Origin of the sequence: Sphingomonas sp. SORGH_AS_0879, assembly GCF_030819175.1 — a bacterium.
Classification (GTDB): Bacteria; Pseudomonadota; Alphaproteobacteria; order Sphingomonadales; family Sphingomonadaceae; genus Sphingomonas.
On the sequence record NZ_JAUTBJ010000002.1, the window covers coordinates 3,431,521 to 3,450,834 of the forward strand.

Annotated in this window: 12 protein-coding genes and 1 pseudogene; 9 read left to right on the forward strand and 4 right to left on the reverse strand. The window is 67.3% G+C overall.

The window, feature by feature from the left end; genetic code table 11:
- Positions 1 to 40 precede the first annotated feature (40 nt).
- Entirely contained in the window at positions 41 to 2,302 is a 2,262-nt protein-coding gene (locus QE379_RS16250; RefSeq protein ID WP_307002095.1) for a beta-glucosidase, read from the reverse strand.
- Between the two features lie 311 nt (positions 2,303 to 2,613).
- On the opposite strand from QE379_RS16250, the gene QE379_RS16255 reads away from it, so the two are divergent.
- The 3 genes from QE379_RS16255 (at position 2,614) to QE379_RS16265 (ending at position 7,635) form a co-directional block, all read left to right on the forward strand.
- A complete protein-coding gene (locus QE379_RS16255; RefSeq protein ID WP_307002097.1) occupies positions 2,614 to 3,624 on the forward strand; it encodes a LacI family DNA-binding transcriptional regulator in 1,011 nt (336 codons plus the stop codon).
- 190 nt (positions 3,625 to 3,814) lie between these two features.
- The gene (locus QE379_RS16260) at positions 3,815 to 5,302 is read left to right on the forward strand and encodes an ATPase domain-containing protein (protein ID WP_307002100.1); all 1,488 of its coding nucleotides are present in this window, start codon (positions 3,815 to 3,817) and stop codon (positions 5,300 to 5,302) included.
- Positions 5,303 to 5,373: 71 nt separating this feature from the next.
- Entirely contained in the window at positions 5,374 to 7,635 is a 2,262-nt protein-coding gene (locus QE379_RS16265; RefSeq protein WP_307003263.1) for a PAS domain S-box protein, read from the forward strand.
- A gap of 14 nt (positions 7,636 to 7,649) precedes the next feature.
- Here QE379_RS16265 and QE379_RS16270 read toward each other — a convergent pair whose 3' ends face one another.
- On the reverse strand, positions 7,650 to 7,832 hold the full coding sequence (locus QE379_RS16270; protein WP_307002102.1) for a GTP-binding protein: 183 nt from the start codon (positions 7,830 to 7,832) through the stop codon (positions 7,650 to 7,652).
- Positions 7,833 to 8,137: 305 nt separating this feature from the next.
- On the opposite strand from QE379_RS16270, the gene QE379_RS16275 reads away from it, so the two are divergent.
- The 3 genes and pseudogenes from QE379_RS16275 to QE379_RS16285 form a co-directional block, all read left to right on the forward strand.
- Positions 8,138 to 8,968 carry a phosphatase PAP2 family protein gene (locus QE379_RS16275; RefSeq protein WP_307002103.1) on the forward strand — a complete coding sequence of 277 codons (831 nt, stop codon included), beginning with the start codon at positions 8,138 to 8,140 and terminating at the stop codon, positions 8,966 to 8,968.
- Positions 8,965 to 10,896 carry a M1 family metallopeptidase gene (locus QE379_RS16280; RefSeq protein ID WP_307002104.1) on the forward strand — a complete coding sequence of 644 codons (1,932 nt, stop codon included), beginning with the start codon at positions 8,965 to 8,967 and terminating at the stop codon, positions 10,894 to 10,896. Before QE379_RS16275 ends, QE379_RS16280 begins: the two co-directional genes overlap by 4 nt.
- 226 nt (positions 10,897 to 11,122) lie before the next feature.
- Positions 11,123 to 11,275: pseudogene (locus QE379_RS16285) on the forward strand (pyrimidine utilization protein A); the annotation flags it as partial.
- Positions 11,276 to 11,328: 53 nt separating this feature from the next.
- Here the strand turns inward: QE379_RS16285 and QE379_RS16290 are convergent.
- Positions 11,329 to 12,228 carry a LysR substrate-binding domain-containing protein gene (locus QE379_RS16290; RefSeq protein WP_307002106.1) on the reverse strand — a complete coding sequence of 300 codons (900 nt, stop codon included), beginning with the start codon at positions 12,226 to 12,228 and terminating at the stop codon, positions 11,329 to 11,331.
- A 210-nt stretch (positions 12,229 to 12,438) separates the two neighbouring features.
- Between QE379_RS16290 and QE379_RS16295 the strand changes: the two genes are divergently transcribed.
- From QE379_RS16295 to QE379_RS16305, 3 genes are read left to right on the forward strand one after another with little or no spacing between them, the layout of a single operon-like run.
- Positions 12,439 to 15,633, forward strand: coding sequence for an efflux RND transporter permease subunit (locus QE379_RS16295; RefSeq protein ID WP_307002108.1), 3,195 nt, complete (start codon positions 12,439 to 12,441; stop codon positions 15,631 to 15,633).
- Positions 15,626 to 16,849, forward strand: coding sequence for an efflux RND transporter periplasmic adaptor subunit (locus QE379_RS16300; protein ID WP_373461809.1), 1,224 nt, complete (start codon positions 15,626 to 15,628; stop codon positions 16,847 to 16,849). Before QE379_RS16295 ends, QE379_RS16300 begins: the two co-directional genes overlap by 8 nt.
- Entirely contained in the window at positions 16,839 to 18,245 is a 1,407-nt protein-coding gene (locus tag QE379_RS16305; RefSeq protein WP_307002111.1) for an efflux transporter outer membrane subunit, read from the forward strand. The genes QE379_RS16300 and QE379_RS16305 overlap by 11 nt, the downstream gene beginning before the upstream one ends.
- A gap of 180 nt (positions 18,246 to 18,425) precedes the next feature.
- Here the strand turns inward: QE379_RS16305 and QE379_RS16310 are convergent, their stop codons facing one another.
- Positions 18,426 to 19,166, reverse strand: coding sequence for a helix-turn-helix domain-containing protein (locus tag QE379_RS16310; RefSeq protein WP_307002113.1), 741 nt, complete (start codon positions 19,164 to 19,166; stop codon positions 18,426 to 18,428).
- Positions 19,167 to 19,314: the final 148 nt, after the last annotated feature.

The window sequence follows — 19,314 nt, forward strand, 5'->3', positions numbered from 1 at the left end:
TGTCAATCGAATTGCCGCGACGGCGCGGCACCCCGATCAATCAACCCGGCGACTGTGCCCCCGCCGCCACACTCACCTCTCCATTCGCGACCGGGCTCTGCGCGTCCGTGGCAAGGGTCAGGCGATAGCGGCCCGGCGCGACCGCCCATCCACGACCCGCCGTCCAGCGCGCCAGGATCCGGGGATCGACGGGGATCGCCAGCGTCTTCGTCTCGCCCGGTGCCAGCGCTACCCGCTGGAACCCGGCCAGGCGCATCGGCCCCTGCCCCGTACCGGTCAGATAGAGTTGCGGCACGATCACGCCCTGCCGCTTGCCGATATTCGTTACGGCGACCTCGACGGCCGGAGCCGCACCGCCCCTGAACCGGGCGTCGCCGAAGCGGAAGCGCGTGTAGCTGAGGCCATAGCCGAACGGATAGAGCGGCCGCTCGCCGCGCGCGGCGTACCAGCGATAACCGACATCGCTTCCTTCCGAATAATCGACCGGGAACGGGGCGAGATCGCCGGTGTCGACGACGCCCGCGTTGCTCGACGCGTCGGTCAGCGCGGTCACGCCGGCAGGCAGCACCGGCTGCGGACGGGGCAGTTGTGCGGCACGGGCCGGAAAGCTGATAGGCAGACGGCCCGAGGCTTCGACCTGACCGAACAGGACGCGCGCGATCGCCTCGCCCCCGCGCTGGCCGGGATACCAGGCCTGGACGATCCCCGCGACCTGATCCGCCCAGGGCATCAGAACCGGCCCGCCCGTCTCCAGCACGACGACGCTACGCGGATTGGCCTTTGCGACCGCCGCGATCAGCGCGTCCTGATTATCTGGCAGCGACAGCGAGGTCGCGTCCTGCGCTTCGGTCTGCCATTGGGTCGCGAACAGGATCGCGATGTCGGCCGCCTTGGCCGCCGCTGCCGCCGCCACGGGATCGCGTCCATCGACGAAGCTGACCTGCGCATCGGGGGCCAGCGCCCGCATCGCACGCAGCGGCGAGGAGGCGTGATAGGTGATCCGCGCGAACGAGGCCGCCGCTCCCTTGGTCAGCGGGATTTCGATCGGCGCGCCGCCGACCGAGCGGACCTGGCTCGATCCGCCGCCGGACAGGACGCCGACATCGGCATGGCCACCGATCAGGACGATCCGCCGCGCCGTCGCCGCCAGCGGCAGGACGTCGCGGTCGTTCTTCAACAGCACGATCCCCGCTTCCGCCGCGCGCTGCGCGACATCGGCATGGGCGGCATAATCGATGGGCTGCGCGGTCGCTGGCGTCGGATCGTCGTACAGCCCGCTGGCGATGACGCCGGTCAGGATGCGCGTGACCATCTCGTCCAGCCGCGCCTCGGGCACGCGACCGCTCGCGATCGCATCGGCCAGCGGCTTGCCGAAATAGATCTGCTTGTCGAGTTCCTGCCCCGATTCCTGATCCAGCCCGGCCAGCGCCGCCTTCTCGGTCGAATGGACGCCGCCCCAGTCGCTCATGACGAAGCCGGGATAACGCCATTCGTCGCGCAGGACCTGCGTCAGCAGGAAGCGGTTCTCGCACGAATAGTCGCCATTGACCTTGTTATAGGCGCACATGACCGATCCGGGGCGTCCCCCGTCGATGGCGATCTTGAACGCCAGCAGATCGCTTTCGCGCAGCGCCTTCTCATCGATGCGCGCGTCCAGGATGTTGCGCCCGGTTTCCTGCGAATTCAGCGCGAAGTGCTTGACCGTCGACACGATGTGCCGGGACTCGACACCGCGGATCGACGCGCCCGCCATGATCCCGGCCAGCAGCGGGTCCTCGCCCAGATATTCGAAGTTCCGCCCGTTCCACGCATCGCGCGTCAGGTTGACGCCGCCCGCCAACAGCACGTTGAAGGTCTTGGCGCGCGCCTCCGCCCCGATCATCGCGCCCCCGGCATAGGCGATGGCGGGATCGAAACTGGCCGCCGTCGCCAGGCTGGACGGCAAGGCGGTGGCGGTGTCGCCCTTGCGCTGTTCGACCTGATTGGCGACGCCCAGGCTCGCATCGCTTTCCCGCAGCGTCGGGATGCCCAGGCGCGGCACGCCCGGCACATAGCCGGCCGAGGGTATCATGTCGGCATGGCGTTCCTTGGTCATCGGCGGGAACAGGCCGTGGACATAGGCCAGCTTCTCGGCGCGGGTCATCGCCTTGACCAGCGCGCGGGCGCGCTCGACCGCCGGGGCGGCCTTGTCACGCCATGCGCCCTCGGTCGCCTGCGGCGACGACGGGGCCTGCTGCGCCGACGCGACGACCGGCGCGGCCCCCGCCAGGAGCGCGACGACAAGGGCGTGACGATAGGACATGGTGGCGCTCCGAACAGGGGTCCGGCAAACCCGGTCGAAGCGTATCGGGCACGACGCGACGCGCGGCCCGCGCCGTCGGCGTGATGATCCTCTCCCGGTCTTCCCGTTTTCGGCACCTGTTGTCCGCAAGACTGACAACGATGTCAACGGTCAATCCTCCGCCATCGTTCTCGGCGGTAGTGCCCCGGAATGGCACCTGCACCCGATTGCATAAGATCACGGCATATGGGACGCTTTGCCGTTGTTCCGCACTTCTCATCGGCTCGGCCGATCCGGCGTGCCGTATTTTTGTCTTTCGACCGGATGTTTCCATGAAGGCGCTTACTATCAAGGACGTGGCCCGACAGGCCGGCGTTTCCCCCAAGACCGTTTCCCGCGTCATCAACGGCGAAGCGCATGTCCGACCGGCGGTACGCGAGGCCGTGGCGCGCGTCGTGGCGGAGATGAACTACCAGCCCAACGCCTTTGCCCGCAGCCTGTCGAGCGCGCGCTCCTTCCTGATCGGTCTGTTCTTCGACGATCCGGCGTGCAGCTATGCCAATGACGTGCTGCTCGGCGCGCTCGACCGGGCGCGATCGCTGGGCCGGCACGTCGTGATCGAGACCGTGGCGCTCGACCGCCCGGATTGGCCGGCCCGGCTGGAGGAAAGCCTGGTCGGGTTGAAGCTGGGCGGCGCGATCCTGACGCCGCCGATCTGCGACTGCGAGGAACTGATCGCCATTTTCGAGCGGCACGGTGTGCCGTTGGTCCGGATCGCGCCGGGTACGGATGTCGATCGCACCCCCCATGTCAGGATCGACGACCGCGCCGCGGCGCACACCATGGCGGAGCATCTGATCCGGCTCGGCCACCGCGACATCGCCTTCATCAAGGGCAACCCGACCCATCATTCCGCCCATCGCCGTTGGCTCGGTTTTCAGGATGCCCTGAATGCCGCCGGTATCGCGTTCGACGACCGGCGGGTGTTCCAGGGGGACTTCACCTTCCGGTCTGGCATCGTCGCCGCCGAAGCTCTGCTCCAGGGGCCCTGCGCACCCAGCGCGATCTTCGCGAGCAACGATGAGATGGCCCTTGGCGTGCTGGTGGCCGCCATGCGGGCGCAGATCGCCGTGCCGCAGAAATTGGCGATTGCGGGGTTCGATGACGCCCAACTGGCACGCATGGCCTGGCCGCAATTGACGACGATCCGGCAACCCAATAGCGAAATGGCGGCTGCCGCCGTCAGCTTGCTGGCGGAACGCAGAGATGGTGCCGATGGCGTGAAATCCGCGATCGAACTGCCCTATGAGCTGATGGTGAGAGCGAGCTCCTTCGGCTCGTAATCGCGCAGCCCGAACGGGCGGCCTTTGGGGCAAGCGCAACACGCGCGACATGGGCGTGGCAGACATCGGAGTTGCCTCGCTGCTGGAACCTGTCTCCCACCTAGATCGCTGATAAGGACAAGCGGATGTCGCGGGCGTAGGTCGCGGGGTTGCGTACGCCTACGAGGCGACGGCATTGGGGAGAATTGGGTTGGCTTCTTTCGCGACAGACGATGCCCCCACCGGCACGAGAGGCCTGGACGATGTGCTCAAGGGCGGGCTGGAACGGGCGCGGACGTTTCTTCTCGAAGGCAACCCGGGCACCGGCAAGACGACGATCGCGCTCCAGTTCCTGATGACCGGTGCGGCGGCGGGCGAACGTTGCCTGTATGTGACGCTGTCGGAAACCGAGGACGAACTGCGCGCCTCCGCACGGGCGCATGGCTGGGACCTGGCCGGGGTCGAAATCTACGAACTGATCCCGCCGGAAAACCTCCTCGACGAGAACCAGCAGCAGAGCCTGCTCTATTCCTCCGATCTGGAGCTGGGCGAGACCACGAAGCGCATCTTCGAGGCGTTCGAGCGGGCGAAGCCCGACCGCGTCGTCGTCGACAGCCTGTCCGAGATCCGCCTGCTGGCGCAGAGTTCGCTGCGCTATCGGCGGCAGATCCTGGCGCTCAAGCATTATTTCGCCAAGAGCGGGGCGACGGTGCTGATGCTCGACGACCTGACCACCGACACCAACGACAAGACGGTGCACTCGGTGGCGCACGGCGTCATCCGGCTGGAGGAACTCGCCCCCGAATATGGGGCGGAGCGGCGGCGGATCCGCGTCGTCAAATATCGCGGCCGCCGGTTCCGTGGCGGCTATCACGACGCGACGATCGAGACGGGTGGCGTCCACGTCTATCCGCGCCTGGTATCGTCCGAGCACCGGATCAGCTTCTCACGCGACATGCTGACCACACAGTCGGACGAGCTGAACCAGTTGCTCGGCGGCGGGATCGAGCGCGGGTCGAGCGTATTGGTGCTGGGCCCCGCCGGTACGGGCAAGAGCTCGATCGCGCTGACCTTAATCGAGACGGCGGTGGCGCGCGGCGAAAGTGCCGCGATGTTCGTGTTCGACGAGGAAGTGGGGCTGCTGATCCAGCGCTCGCTGGGTCTGGGTATCGACCTTCAGGCGATGATCGACGACGGCAAGCTGTTGCTGCAACAGGTGGACGCCGCCGAATTGTCGCCTGGCGAATTTTCGGCCCGGGTGCGCCGGTGCGTCGAGGAATATGGCGCCAAGACGGTCGTGGTCGACAGTCTCAACGGCTATCAGGCGGCCATGCCGGGCGAGCAGGCGCTGATCCTTCACCTGCATGAGCTGCTGCAATATCTCAATCGCCAGGGCGCGACGACATTTCTGACGGTCGCACAGCATGGGCTGGTCGGCGACATGAAGACCCCGGTCGACGTGACCTATCTCGCTGATACGGTCATCCTGCTGCGCTATTTCGAGGCGCTGGGCCGGGTCCGTCGCGCCATTTCGATCGTGAAGAAGCGCACCGGGCCCCATGAGAACACGATCCGCGAATATCGGATCGGCGGCAACGGGATCACGCTGGGCGAACCCCTGACCAAGTTCCAAGGCGTGCTGCGGGGCGTGCCGACCCTGCACGGCGTGAACGATCTTCTGGACGGTGACGAGGCGTGAAGCGATCGACCGTTTCGGAACGTGCCCTCGTCCTGGCTCCGCGCGGTCGCGACGCCGCCCTGGCGAGCGCGATGCTGGCCGAGGCGCATCTCGAAACCGCGGTCTGCCCTTCCCTGTCTCATCTGGTCGCCGAGCTCGACCAAGGCGCGGCCCTGGTCATCGTGACCGAGGAAGCGATTGCGACCAGTGACCTGTCCGCCCTGTCGGAATGGCTCGGCGCTCAGGAGGAATGGTCCGACCTGCCGTTCATCCTGCTGACCAGCCGTGGTGGCGGGCTGGAGCGCAACCCGGCCGCTGCACGGCATCTGGAAGTGTTGGGCAACGTCACCTTCCTGGAGCGCCCCTTCCATCCGACGACGCTGATCAGCATCGTGCGCTCCGCGGTGCGGGCGCGACGCCGTCAATATGACGCACGTGCGCGGCTGATCGCCTTGCAGGACAGCGAGGCGCGCTACCGGACCCTGTTCGAGAATATCGAGGTCGGCTTCTGCATCATCGACATGATCTTCGACGATGCGGGCCACCCGGTCGACTATCGCTTCATCGAAGCCAACCCCGCCTTCGAGCGACAGGCCGGTTTCCAGCCCGCCGGTCGCCGGGTGCGCGAGGTCGTGCCCGAGCATGAACGGCATTGGTTCGATTTCTACGGGAAGATCGCGACGACGGGTGTCCCCGGCCGCATCGAGGAGGGCTCCGCCACGCTGGCGCGGTGGTGGGATGTCCATGCCTTTCGCGTCGGCGATCCGGCCAGCCACCGCGTCGCGGTGCTGTTCAACGACATTACCGCGCGCCGCAACGCGGAATTGCGTCTTCAGGAGATGAACGAAACGCTGGAAGCGCAGGTCGCCGCCCGTTCGGCGGAGCGCGACCGGTTGTGGAATCTGTCGCAGGATATGCTGGCCCGCGCCGATTATAGCGGGATGATGTCCGCGGTCAGCCCGGCATGGAACTGGGTGCTGGGCTGGAGCACCGAGGAACTGCTGTCGCGCGGCTATGCCACGTTCATGCACCCCGAGGACGAACCACCCACGCTCACCGCGATCGAGACGATGGCGCACACGGGGCGGCCGACGCGGTTCGAAAACAGGATCGCCACCCGCGATGGCGACTGGAAATGGATCGAATGGACGGTCGCTCCTGAACCCGATGGCGCCAATTTCATCGCGGTCGGACGCGACCTGAGCCATGCCAAGGCCCGCGAGTCCCAGCTCCACGCCGCGCAGGAGGCGTTGCGACAGAGCCAGAAAATGGAGGCGATGGGCAGCCTGACCGGCGGCGTCGCGCATGACTTCAACAATCTCCTGACCCCGATCGTCGGATCGCTCGACATGCTGCATCGCAAGGGACTGGGCTCCGAACGCGAACAGCGGCTGATCGACGGCGCGCTACAGTCGGCCGAGCGCGCCCGGACGCTGGTCCAGCGCCTGCTCGCATTCGCCCGCCGTCAGCCGCTTCAGCCGATCTCGGTCGACATGCCGCAGCTCGTACAGGGAATGCTCGACCTGATCGGGTCGACGCTGGGACCGACGATCGCGTTGACGCTGGAGGCGGCCCCCGATCTGCCGCTGGCCAAGGCGGATGCCAACCAGCTCGAAATGGCGCTGCTCAACCTGGCGGTGAATGCACGGGACGCGATGCCCGACGGCGGCACGCTGACGATCGGGGTGACGCACGAATCGGTTCGCGAGCCGCGCCCCGGCCTGTCGCGCGGCCACTATATCCGGATCGGCGTTCAGGACACCGGGACCGGGATGGACGAAGAAACGCGCGCCCGAGCGGTCGAGCCCTTCTTCTCGACCAAGGGGATCGGCAAGGGAACCGGGCTGGGCCTGTCGATGGTGCACGGGCTCGCGGCGCAATTGGGCGGCGCGCTGACGATCGATAGCGAGGTCGGCAAGGGCACCGCCGTCGCGCTGTGGCTGCGCGTCGGCCACGACCTGCCCGAGGCGGAGCAGCGACCGGCCCAGGCCATCGAGCGCCGCGACGCGCGAGGGGTGGTGCTGTTGGTCGACGACGAGGACCTTGTGCGCATGAGCACCGCGCACATGCTCTCCGACTTCGGCTATGACGTGGTCGAGGCGGAGTCGGGGGAAACCGCCCTCCAGATGATGCGGGAGGGACTGGCCCCGAACCTCCTCGTGACCGATCACCTCATGGCGGGGATGACCGGGGCGCAATTGGTCGCGGCACTCAAGGATATCCGCCCTGGCCTGCCTGCGCTGATCGTGTCGGGTTATGCCGAGGCGGAGGGCATCGACCCTGCCGTGCCCCGCATCACCAAGCCGTTCCGAAGCAGCGAACTGGCCGAAGCGCTGTCGGACGTCCTGAAATGATACCGCGACTCCTGTCATTCGGCCGCCTCCAACTGACGCTCGCCCCAGATGGGGAAGGGATCGCGCAACGTCGCCCATGGGGCGGGTGCGAAGGCAGCAGCGGGTAGGAGGCATGCGTCGAGCCTCGCGCGGATCCGGGCCTCGTCCATCCCGATGCCGATAAAGACCAGCTCCCGTCGCCGGTCGCCCCAGATCATGTCCCAGTGCTTGGCGACGAACGCCTCGAACCTGCCGTCATCGGGCCACTGGTTCTTCGGGATCGATGCCCACTAACGCCCCATGCGCGCCGTCTCGGTCTGGTGATGGCATAGCCGTACAGCTCCTTGGCCCAGAGCGGATGACGCGCCGCCTTCTCCTCGTCGAACAGTCCGGTCGCAAGCACGAGGTTCAGGTCGAGGCGATCGCCGTCCCGAATAGCGTCCTGCACGCTTGTCGCTGTTCGCCGAATGATACAGAGTAACGTGTGATTCCCACTGACGAGAGCGGTTCCATGCCCCGGTCCATGAACGTCCATGCCTTGCCCGTTACCCGTCGCCCGTTGCGCCATGCGGCGATCGTCGTGAGCGGCCTGCTTATCGCATTCGGTGCAGGCGGCGTTGCCGCGAAGAAGGACTATCCGGGCTATCTGACTCCCGGCGAGTTCGACGTGACGCAGGTGATCGAGCCCGCCCCGCGCAAGGGCGATCCGCGCTATGATACCGACCGCCAGATCTTCCGCGCGACGCGCAAGCTGGCGGATACGCCGCGCTGGCAACTGGCGACGAACGATGTCGATACCTCGCGGCCCGCGCTGATGCGCGATTTCAGTTGTGCCGTCGGCGTCGCACTGACGCCGGACAATGCGCCGCTGACGCTCCGGCTGGTATCGCGCGCCGGGGCCGACACCGCCGCCCAGACCAATATCGCGAAGAATAGCTACCGCCGCGCTCGCCCCTTTCACCAGGACAAAGGGCCGGTGTGCCAGCCGGTCGCGCAGCTTGCCGACAGTTTCGACTATCCGTCCGGCCACACCACCTGGGGCTGGACCTGGGCGCTGATCCTGACCGAACTGGCACCCGACCGCGCCGGGCCGATCCTGCGCCGGGGCCGCGCCTATGGCGACAGCCGCTTCGTCTGCGGGGCGCATAACGAAAGCGCGGTGGAGGGCGGGATGCTCTCCGCCAGCGCGACCATGGCGCTGGTCCGCACCAAGCCCGCCTATCAGCAGGATCTGGCCGCCGCCCGCGAGGAGATCGCCCGGCTGCGCGCCGACCCCGCCACGCCCAGGCCGGAGGGTTGCGCCGCCGAGGAGACACTGGTCGCCCAGCGCGTCATGCCGAGGCTCGATCGTTGAGGCGCGCCCTCCCCCTCCTCGCACTGGTCGCCGCCACCGCGAGCGCTCAGGACTATCAACCGCGCGAGACGTTCGCGCCGTTCGACATGCCCCAGCCGGTCAACCGCTATCGCAGCGCCAACGGCCTGCCCGGCCCCGATTACTGGCAGAATCGCGCCGACTATCAGTTGCGCGTGACGCTCGACCCCGCGACCCGGACGATCGCGGGCACGGCGACGATCAGCTACACCAACAACAGCCCCGACACGCTCGACGCGCTGTGGTTGCAGATCGACCAGAATCTCTACAAGCCCGGATCGCGCGGCGGCCTGGCGCGCGGCGGCGTTCCGGCGGGCCATAGCGACGGCATGGTGATGGAGGCGGTCAGCGTCGCGGTCACCGGTGGTCCGGCGACGAGCGTGACGCCGCTGGTCAGCGATACGCGCGCGCAACTCCGCCTGCCCACTCCGCTCGCCCCGCATGGCAAGGCGGTGGTGACGATCCGCTACCACTATAGCATTCCAGAGGCCTGGGGCGGTCGCACCTCCTGGGGCGCATCGCCGGGCGGCGACATCTATGACATCGCGCAATGGTATCCGCGCATGGCGGTGTATGACGATATTCGCGGCTGGGACACGGCACCGTATCTCGCGCAGGAATTCTACCTCGAATATGGCGATTTCGACTATTGGGTGACGCTCCCGGCGGCGATGCTGATGGCGGGATCGGGCGAACTCATGAACCCGCGCGAGGTGCTGACCCCGACACAGGTCGCGCGGCTGGACAAGGCACGGGGCAGCGACGCCACCGTGCCCATCCGCACCGTCGCGGAGATCGCCGATCCCGCCTCTCGCCCGGCGCGCGGCGGCGCGCTGACCTGGCATTACCGGATGAAGAATACGCGCGACGTCGCCTTCGCCGCCTCTTCCGCCTTCGCCTGGGATGCGGCGCGTATCCGGCTACCGAACGGCGGCGCGTCGCTCGCCATGTCCTATTACCCGGCCGAGAGCGCGGGCAATGCGCGCTGGGGCCGCTCGACCGAATATGTGAAGGACACGGTCGAGCGCTTTTCGGCGCGCTGGTATCCCTATCCCTGGCCCGCCGCGATCAATGTCGCGGGGCCGACCAGCGGCATGGAATATCCCGGCATCGTGTTCGACGCGCCCGAGGATGCGGGCAAGGAGCTGTTCTGGGTCACCGCGCATGAGATCGGGCACAACTGGTTCCCGATGATCGTCGGCTTCGACGAACGACGCCATGCCTGGATGGACGAGGGGTTCAACACCTTCATCGACGTCTATCAGTCGGACGACTTCAACCGGGGCGAATATGGCCCCAAGCGCGACAGCGAATATGCCGAGGGCGGCGGCAACCCGGTCGACGAGATCCTGCCCGTGCTGGCCGACAGGGATGCGCCGCCGATCCTGTCGCGCGCGGACACGGTCATCGAAAAGTGGCGGCACCCCGTCACCTATTTCAAGTCGGCGCTGGGCTTGGTCCTGCTGCGCGAGCAGATATTGGGGCCGGAGCGCTTCGATCCCGCCTTCCGCCGCTTCGTCGCCGCCTGGGCCTATCGCCATCCGCAACCGGCCGACTTCTTCCGGGCGATGGAGAGCGAGGCGGGCGAGGACCTGTCCTATTGGTGGCGCGGCTGGTACGCCCATAACTGGCAGCTCGATCTGGCGGTGACGGGGATCGAGGCTGCAAAGGACGGCACGCCGTTGATCCGCGTGGCGTCCCGCGACAAGCTGGTGATGCCCGCCACGCTGCGGGTCCGCTATGCCGACGGCACCACCCGCGACCTGCGCCTGCCCGCCGAAACCTGGATACGCCAGGAGGCGACGGCGGTGCCGGTGCCTGCCGGAAAGGTGGTGAGCGCCGAACTCGACCCCGACCACAAGCTGCCCGATCACGACCGGTCGAACAATGCGGTCGGAGCAGCACCCTGATCCATCCGGCATGGTTCCCATGGTGCGGAAATGAAACGGATCGCGGCTCGCCCGGACGCCAAGGATGCGCAACGATGGGGGCATGACCATGGGACCGATCGTCGATCATCGCCTCCAGTCGACCAGCGATACGCTCGTGCTGAACGCACGGCCGGAGGCGATCCGGCGGTCCCCGGCCGATACCGCGGTCGTCGTCATCGACATGCAGAACGCCTATGCGAGCAAGGGCGGCTATGAAAGCGTGGCGCGGATGCTGGACGAGATGGCCGAAGTGCCCAACACGGGCGGCGTGTTGCTGACCTTCGACGATTTCCTCGAAGGCGTCGAGGCCTTCGGCACCCGCATCCAGCCCCTCATAAAAAGCCGCCGGCAGGGCTGAGGCTTCGGCTCGGATGGCAGTTTTCCCGATCCCGAACGGGGCCGCTGCCCGGATCATCCATGGCAGGCCGCTTCCGCCTCGATCACCGCGCGAAAGGCATGGGCGGTGGGAGAAAGGTCGGCGCGGTGGATCATCAACAGTCGGCTGGTGACGGGGGCGTCCAGCCGTCGATAGACCAGCGTATCGATATGCAGGCGCTCCAGCGATCGGGCCAGGATCGTCGCGCCGAACCCCGCCGAAACCAGACCCAGCAGCGTCGCGAAGCTGCTCGCTTCATGCGCGATGCGCGGCTGGAAGCCCGCATGATCGCACAGCGCCAGGAAATGCTCGTTGAACCCCGCCCCGATCGCGGGCGCATAAAGGACGAGGGGCACATCGGCCAGATCGGCGATTTGCGGGTCGGCGGGGCGCACGGCCAGTGGATGATCGGCGCGCACGGCCAGCAGCATATCCTCGGTGATGAGGCAGCGGGACACCATGCCCTTGGGCAGGCAGGGTTTGGTCGATCCGCGGATCAGCCCGATGTCGAGTTCCCCCTCCTCCACCCGCGCGATCTGCTCGTCGCGCCCCCGCTCCTGCAACGACAATTGGACTTCCGGATGCGCGTCGCGAAAGCGGGACAGCGCATTGCCGACGATCTGCACGAAGGGGCCCGACGGCGTGAAGCCGAGCGCCAGATGCCCGATCTCGCCGCGCTGCGCCCGTCGTGCGGTCTGTGCCGCATGATCCGCCTGCGCAAGCGTCTGACGGGCCTCGGGCGCGAACAGCATCCCCGCCTCCGTCAGCTTGACGCGGCGACTGGTGCGATCGAACAATCGCACGCCCAGTTCGTCTTCCAGCGCGCGAATCTGCTGGCTGAGCGGCGGCTGCGAAATGCCCAGTCGCCGCGCCGCGCGACCGAAATGCATCTCCTCGGCGACGCACAGGAAATAGCGCAAATGCCGAAGGTCCATCGATCCATATTCCCGACATATCAATCGAGCCATATTATGTATTGGACCCGAAACAACCAAGGGGGCATCGCTCCGCCATCGCGACAACGGATGAGGCCGTGAGCGGGCTGGAAAGGCCGCTCTCGATCAGGCCGCTCCGATCGCCGCGCCACGGGAGCGGAATGGAATTGGGCGTGCGCGTCGCCAGACGCGTCGGATGAGAGGGCGTGGATGATCGGTATCGTCAGGGTGGCACTGCACAGGCCACTGACATTCATCGTGATGGCGATCCTGATCGCGATCGTCGGCGTGATGGCGGCGGTGCGCACGCCCGTCGACATCTTCCCGAATATCCGCATTCCGGTGATCGCGGTCGCCTGGACCTATTCGGGCCTGCCGCCCAAGGACATGTCGGACCGGATCGTCACCCCCTATGAGCGGGTGCTGACCACCACGGTCAACGATATCGAACATGTCGAAAGCCAGTCGCTCCAGGGTGTCGGCGTGGTGAAGATCTATTTCCAGCCCGGCGCCGATATCCGCACCGCGACCGCGCAGGTGACCTCGATATCGCAGACCATATTGCGCCAGTTGCCGCCGGGTACGACGCCGCCGCTGATCCTGAACTATTCCGCCTCGACCGTGCCGATCCTGCAACTCGCGCTATCGGGCAAGGGGCTGTCCGAACAGCAATTGTTCGATATCGGCCAGAACCAGATCCGCCCGCCGCTGGTGACGGTGCCGGGCCTGGCCATGCCCTTCCCCTCGGGCGGCAAGCAGCGGCAGGTCCAGATCGACCTCGATCCGCTGGCGCTCCAGTCCAAGGGACTGTCGGCGCAGGACATCGGCAACGCCATCGCCGCGCAGAACCAGATCAACCCGGCAGGCTTCGTCAAGATCGGCCCGACCCAGTATAGCGTCCGTCTGAACAACGCACCCGACACGATCGACGCGCTCAACGACCTGCCGGTCAAGGTGGTGAACGGCGCGACCATCTATATGCGCGACGTCGCCCATGTCCGCGACGGCAGCGGGCCGCAGCAGAATGTCGTCCATGTCGAGGGCGGCCGCTCGGTGCTGCTGACCGTCTTGAAGAACGGCGCGACCTCGACGCTGGCGATCGTGCAGGGGGTGAAGGACAAGCTGCCCGCGATCGCGGCGACCCTGCCCGATACGCTGAAGATCCTGCCGGTCGGCGACCAGTCGCTGTTCGTGAAGGGCGCGGTGGTGGGCGTGGTGCAGGAAGGGGCGATCGCCGCCGCCCTGACCAGCCTGATGATCCTGCTCTTCCTGGGATCCTGGCGCTCGACCGTCATCATCGCGCTGTCGATCCCGCTCGCCGTGCTGGCCGCCGTCGCCGCCCTCGCGGCGTTCGGCCAGACGCTCAACGTGATGACGCTGGGCGGCCTCGCGCTGGCGGTCGGCATCCTGGTCGACGATGCGACGGTGACGATCGAAAACATCAACTGGCATCTCGAACAGGGCAAGGGCGTGATGGCCGCGATCCTCGACGGCGCGGCGCAGATTGTGACGCCCGCCTTCGTCTCGCTGCTGTGTATCTGCATCGTGTTCGTGCCGATGTTCTTCCTGCCGGGGGTGGCGGGCTTCCTGTTCGTGCCGATGGCGCTGTCGGTCGTGTTCGCGATGATCGCGTCCTTCATCCTGTCGCGCACGCTGGTGCCGACGCTTGCCATGTATCTGCTCAAGCCCCATGCGCCGGGCGAGGACGAGCACATGGCGGGCACCCCGACCTCGCGCAATCCGCTGGTCCGTTTCCAGCGCGGGTTCGAGATGCGGTTCGAGCGGATCCGCATGGGCTATGCCGGGCTGCTCCAGCGGGCCCTGGGCGCGCGCAAGCCCTTCCTGCTCGGCTTCCTGGCGGTCGTACTCCTGTCCTTCGCACTGGTGCCGATGCTCGGCCGCAACTTCTTCCCCAGTGTCGATTCGGGGCAGATCGCGATGCATGTCCGCGTGCCCGTCGGCTCGCGGATCGAGGACAGCGCCGCGCGCTTCCAGGAGATCACGCGCGCCGTCCGCGACCTCGCCCCCGCCGGGCAGATCGCCTCGGTCGCGGACAATATCGGCCTGCCGGTCAGTTCGATCAACACGGTCTATAACAACAGTGGCACGATCGGGCCGCAGGATGGCGACATCCTGATCACGCTCACCGAGAAGCATCGCCCGACCGAGGAGATCGTGGCGATGCTGCGCCGCGAACTGCCTCGCCGTTTCCCCGGCACCAGCTTCGCCTTCCTGCCCGCCGACATCACCAGCCAGATCCTGAATTTCGGCGCGCCCGCCCCGATCGACATCCAGATCACCGGCAAGGACATGACCGCGACCCGCGCCTATGCGCAGAAACTGCTCGCCAAGGTCGCGACGATTCCAGGCCTCGCCGATGCGCGCATCCAGCAACCGGGGCATTCGCCGCAGCTCGACGTGGACGTCAACCGCTCGCGCATCGGCCAATATGGCCTGACCGAGCGCGACGTGACGACCAGCCTTTCCAGTTCGCTCGCGGGCACGGCGCAATCGGCCCCGGTGTTCTTCGTCGATCCGAAATCGGGCGTCTCCTATCCGGTCGTCGCCCAGGCCCCCGAGTATCTGGTGGGGTCGATGAGCGCCCTGTCGAACGTGCCCGTCTCCGGCACCAATGCGGGCGCGCCGCAGCCGCTGGGCGGGGTCGCCGACATTCGCCGGTCGAATGCGTTGCCGGTCGTCTCGCACTATAATATCCAGCCGGTGCTCGACATCTATGCGACGACCCAGGGACGCGATCTGGGGGCGGTGGCGGGCGATGTGCAGCGCGCGATCGCGTCGCTGTCCGCCGATCTGCCCAAGGGCGCGGGGGTCACGATACGCGGCCAATATGCGACGATGAACACCGCCTTCGCCGGGCTGGGCTTCGGCCTGCTCGGCGCGATCGTGCTGATCTACCTGCTGATCGTCGTCAATTTCCAGAGCTGGGTCGACCCGTTCGTCATCATCACCGCGCTGCCCGCCGCGCTCGCCGGGATCGTGTGGATGCTGTTCACCACCGGCACGACCCTGTCGGTGCCCGCGCTGACCGGCGCGATCATGTGCATGGGGGTCGCCACCGCCAATTCGATCCTGGTGGTCAGCTTCGCGCGCGAACAGCTTGCCGAACTGGGCGATGCGACACAGGCGGCGCTGAACGCCGGAATGGTTCGTTTCCGCCCGGTGCTGATGACCGCGCTCGCCATGATCATCGGCATGGCCCCGATGGCGCTGGGCCTGGGCGATGGCGGCGAGCAGAATGCGCCGCTGGGCCGCGCCGTGATCGGCGGGCTGGTCTGCGCGACGATCGCCACCCTGTTCTTCGTCCCCACCATCTTCGCGTTCGTCCATCGCAAGCGCGCCGTGCCCCCTCTCCCTTCCGTGGAAATGCAGCCCAGCCATGTCTGACCTGTCCGATATGAAGTCGCTCTCCGCCCAGGCGGAGGCGGCAGCCCCCCGCCCCGGTACGATGAAGAAGGTCGGCATCGGTGCCGCCGCGATCGCGATCGCCGTCGTCGCACTCGGGGCCGCGACGCGGATGAACGCGGGCCACTCGCTCGACCGGACCGCCGCGGATGCCGCGCTGCCCACCGTCGCGGTCATCCGGCCCCAGGCGGGCGGCGATGGCGACGCGCTGGTGCTGCCCGGCAATGTCCAGGCGTTCAACAGCGCCGCCATCTATGCGCGCACCAACGGCTATGTCCGCCGCTGGCTGGCCGATATCGGTGACCATGTGCGCACCGGCCAAACGCTCGCCGTCCTCGACGCGCCCGAGGTGGACCAGCAACTGGCCCAGGCGCGCGCGGATTATCAGACCGCCGTCGCCAACCAGAATCTCGCCGCCTCGACGGCCAGGCGGTGGAACACGATGCTCGCCAAGGACGCGGTGTCGCGACAGGAGGCGGACGAGAAATCGGGCGACCTCGCCGCCAAGTCGGCGCTGGCCCATGCCTCGCTCGCCAATGTCCGCCGATTGCAGGCGTTGCAGGGCTTCACCCAGCTTCATGCGCCGTTCGCGGGCGTCGTGACCAGCCGCGCGGCGCAGATCGGCCAGCTTGTCGTCGCGGGCAACGCCGCCGCACAGCCGCTGTTCACCATTTCCGACGTGCGGCGGATGCGCATCTATGTCCGCGTGCCGCAGGGCTATTCGGCGGAGGTCCGCCCCGGCATGGCGGCGACGCTGTCGCTCCCCGAATATCCGCAGCGCCGCTTCCCCGCGACGCTGGTGCGCAGCGCTCAGGCCGTCGATGCGCAGTCCGGCGCGGTGCTGGTCGAACTCCAGGCCGACAATCCCGACGGCGCGCTGAAGCCCGGTGCCTTCGCCCAGGTCGCCTTCCATGTCGGCACGGGCGACGGCCATGGCATGACGCTGCCTGGCAGCGCGATCCTTTATGGCAATGACGGGCCGAGCGTCGCCGTGGTCGATCGCGGCGGGCGAGTGACGGTGAAGCCGGTGACGATCGCCAGCGACGCGGGCAAGACGGTCATCATCTCCCAGGGGCTGGGGGCCGGAGACGCGGTGGTCGACTCACCACCCGACGCGATCCGCAGCGGCGACCATGTCCGCGTCCAGGCGGCGGCCGCCGCCACCGCGACGGGCGGGAACGGCACCCATGCGGGCTGAACCGCTCATCGCCATGACGGCCCTCCTGCTCGGGGGGTGTTCGATGGCCCCGGCCTATCGTCCCCCGGCGGCGGCGGTGCCCCCCGCCTTCAAGGAAGCGGCCGCGCCCGCGGGCTGGACCGCCGCCACCCCGCTCGACGGCCAACCGCGCGGCCATTGGTGGAGCGCGTTCGGCGATCCGGTGCTGGACGATCTGGAGGCGCGCGCCGAACGCGCCAGCCCGACGCTGGCCGATGCGCTCGCCCGCTATGACGCGGCGCGGGCGGAGGCGCGGATCGATCAGTCGGCCCTTTCCCCTCAGATCTCCGTCTCGGGACAGGCGGGCCGCCAGCGCGTGTCCGCCGAACGGCCGCTCAGCCAGGGAACCGCCGTCACCTATGACAATGTCGTGCTCGGCGGCACATTGGGCTATGAGGTCGATCTCTGGGGTCGTATCCGCGACAGCGTGAGGGCGTCGCGCGCGGAGGCGGCGGCAAGCGGTGCCGACCTCGCCTCGGCCCGGCTCAGCCTTCAGGCGGCGGTCGCGGACGCCTATGCGCGTCTGCGCGGGCTGGATGCGCAGGCCGACCTGCTGCACCGCTCCGCCGAGGCGTTCGGCCGCGCCTATGACCTGACCGTGACGCGGCATGACGGGGGCGTCGTCTCGGGCATCGACGTCAACCGCGCGCGGACCGTGCTGGCCAATGCGCGCGCGCAGATTTCCGCCGTCGCCAATATGCGCGCCGCCACCGAGCATGAGATCGCGGTCCTGACCGGCCAGGTGGCGTCGGACTTCGCCATCCCCGCGCGCGTCCAGCCGCAGGTGGTGCCGCCGGTCCCCGCCGCCACGCCGTCCGAACTGCTCCAGCGCCGCCCCGACATCGCGGCGGCGGAGCGGCGTCTCTATGCCGCCAATGCGCGGATCGGGGTGGCGCGCGCCGCCTTCTTCCCATCGCTGACACTCGGCCTGTCGGGCGGCTGGCAGAGCACGCACGGATCGCTGCTGACCGCGCCCAACAGCTTCTGGGGACTGGGGCCGGTCGCCAGCCTGCTGACGCTGTTCGACGGGGGGCGCCGCCATGCCCAGGTCCGGCTGTCGCGCGCGCAATATGACGGGATGACCGCCGCCTACCGGGCGACCGTCATCACCGCCTTCCGCCAGGCCGAGGATGCGCTCGCCGCCAACCGCTATCTCGCCGCCCAAGCGGTCGATCAGCGGGATGCGGCACAGGCGGCGGCGAAGACCAGCGACCTGGCGCTGACCCGCTACCGTGACGGCGCGTCCGACTATCTGGAGGTCGTCACCGCGCAGACCGCCGCGCTCGACGCGCAGCGCACCCTGATCGGCGTCGAGACCGATCGGATGCGCGCCAGCATCGCCCTGGTGAAGGCACTCGGTGGATCACCCGCGACCTGACATCGCTGGCAAATTAGCGCTTCATGGACAATGACCTGTTCGCCATTGACGATAGCGAAGGCCATTTCGTTACCTGAATTCGATCGACATTCGAGATTCCAACGGGGCCGAGTGCCGGCTCATGGGCATCCGTGTGGAGACGCCGAGCGATGAACCGCTATCAGTGCCCCGAAGCGACCATCATGACGTCTCCGGCTGATCCGACGTCGCATCTTTCAACTGATGAAGGAAATCGAGAATCGCCCTCGCTTTCGCACTCGTAATCGCATAGCTTTTCCAACCGGTTTCGATCGCATTCTCGATCCCGTGCTCGGCAAGACCAGCGCGGATATTGCATATATAGACCTTGACGACCCGCACCGTCGGGGTGTGCGTCCCCACACGTGCGGCCTGGGCCAAGGCCTGATGGTCCATGAAACGATCCGGCTGATCGAGCATGCGCAGCAGCATATGGGCGGCGGCTCGGCTGATGCGGTCGATGCGTTGCCTGATGAAATTCGCGAAGACCTCATCGCGAACGCTGGAACGGGCCAGTTCCCTTCCTCCGGCGGCGTCCGCCATATGCCCGAGGGCGAGCCCGACACGCTCGGCGATATGGTCGCGTTTCGCTTTCGCCTGATGGATCACCGCTGCCCCGGAAACGCGGCTGCCCGTCAATTCGAGCAGATCGAGCCGCAGCGTCTCGATACGGCCCGAGAGATCTTCGTGCTTCCGGATCGCCGCCACATCTTGAGCGGTACGCAAAACATCACCAGCACAAAGCAGAAGCCCCGCCAGGGCATCGGCATAGGCTTGGTCTGGAGTGTTTACATTGCGCATAATGTATTTCCCCGCTCCCCTTCTTGGAATGATCACTGCACCTTCACAGGTGCGGGCCGATGTGTCGTGACACGAAGGCGCCGGATTTTTGAAACGCATCATATGCGCTTCCCCGCCTTGGAACTGATCGGTGACCGATCAGATGCTTTGTGCCGCGACGCCCTGTCCATATTCTTCAACATCTTCCGTCGGGCCGTTCGAAGGGCGATCTTCAGCCATTATCCGGATATCGCCTTGCAAATCGGCCCTA

Excerpts from the sequence above, each read along its gene's own strand:
- QE379_RS16265 (WP_307003263.1), top strand. The coding sequence starts at position 5,374 with ATGCTGGCCGAGGCGCATCTCGAAACCGCGGTCTGCCCTTCCCTGTCT.
- QE379_RS16290 (WP_307002106.1), bottom strand. The coding sequence starts at position 12,228 with ATGGACCTTCGGCATTTGCGCTATTTCCTGTGCGTCGCCGAGGAGATG.
- QE379_RS16250 (WP_307002095.1), bottom strand. The coding sequence starts at position 2,302 with ATGTCCTATCGTCACGCCCTTGTCGTCGCGCTCCTGGCGGGGGCCGCG.
- QE379_RS16255 (WP_307002097.1), top strand. The coding sequence starts at position 2,614 with ATGAAGGCGCTTACTATCAAGGACGTGGCCCGACAGGCCGGCGTTTCC.
- QE379_RS16310 (WP_307002113.1), bottom strand. The coding sequence starts at position 19,166 with ATGATGCGTTTCAAAAATCCGGCGCCTTCGTGTCACGACACATCGGCC.
- QE379_RS16275 (WP_307002103.1), top strand. The coding sequence starts at position 8,138 with ATGAACGTCCATGCCTTGCCCGTTACCCGTCGCCCGTTGCGCCATGCG.
- QE379_RS16300 (WP_373461809.1), top strand. The coding sequence starts at position 15,626 with ATGTCTGACCTGTCCGATATGAAGTCGCTCTCCGCCCAGGCGGAGGCG.
- QE379_RS16305 (WP_307002111.1), top strand. The coding sequence starts at position 16,839 with ATGCGGGCTGAACCGCTCATCGCCATGACGGCCCTCCTGCTCGGGGGG.
- QE379_RS16295 (WP_307002108.1), top strand. The coding sequence starts at position 12,439 with ATGATCGGTATCGTCAGGGTGGCACTGCACAGGCCACTGACATTCATC.
- QE379_RS16270 (WP_307002102.1), bottom strand. The coding sequence starts at position 7,832 with ATGATCTGGGGCGACCGGCGACGGGAGCTGGTCTTTATCGGCATCGGG.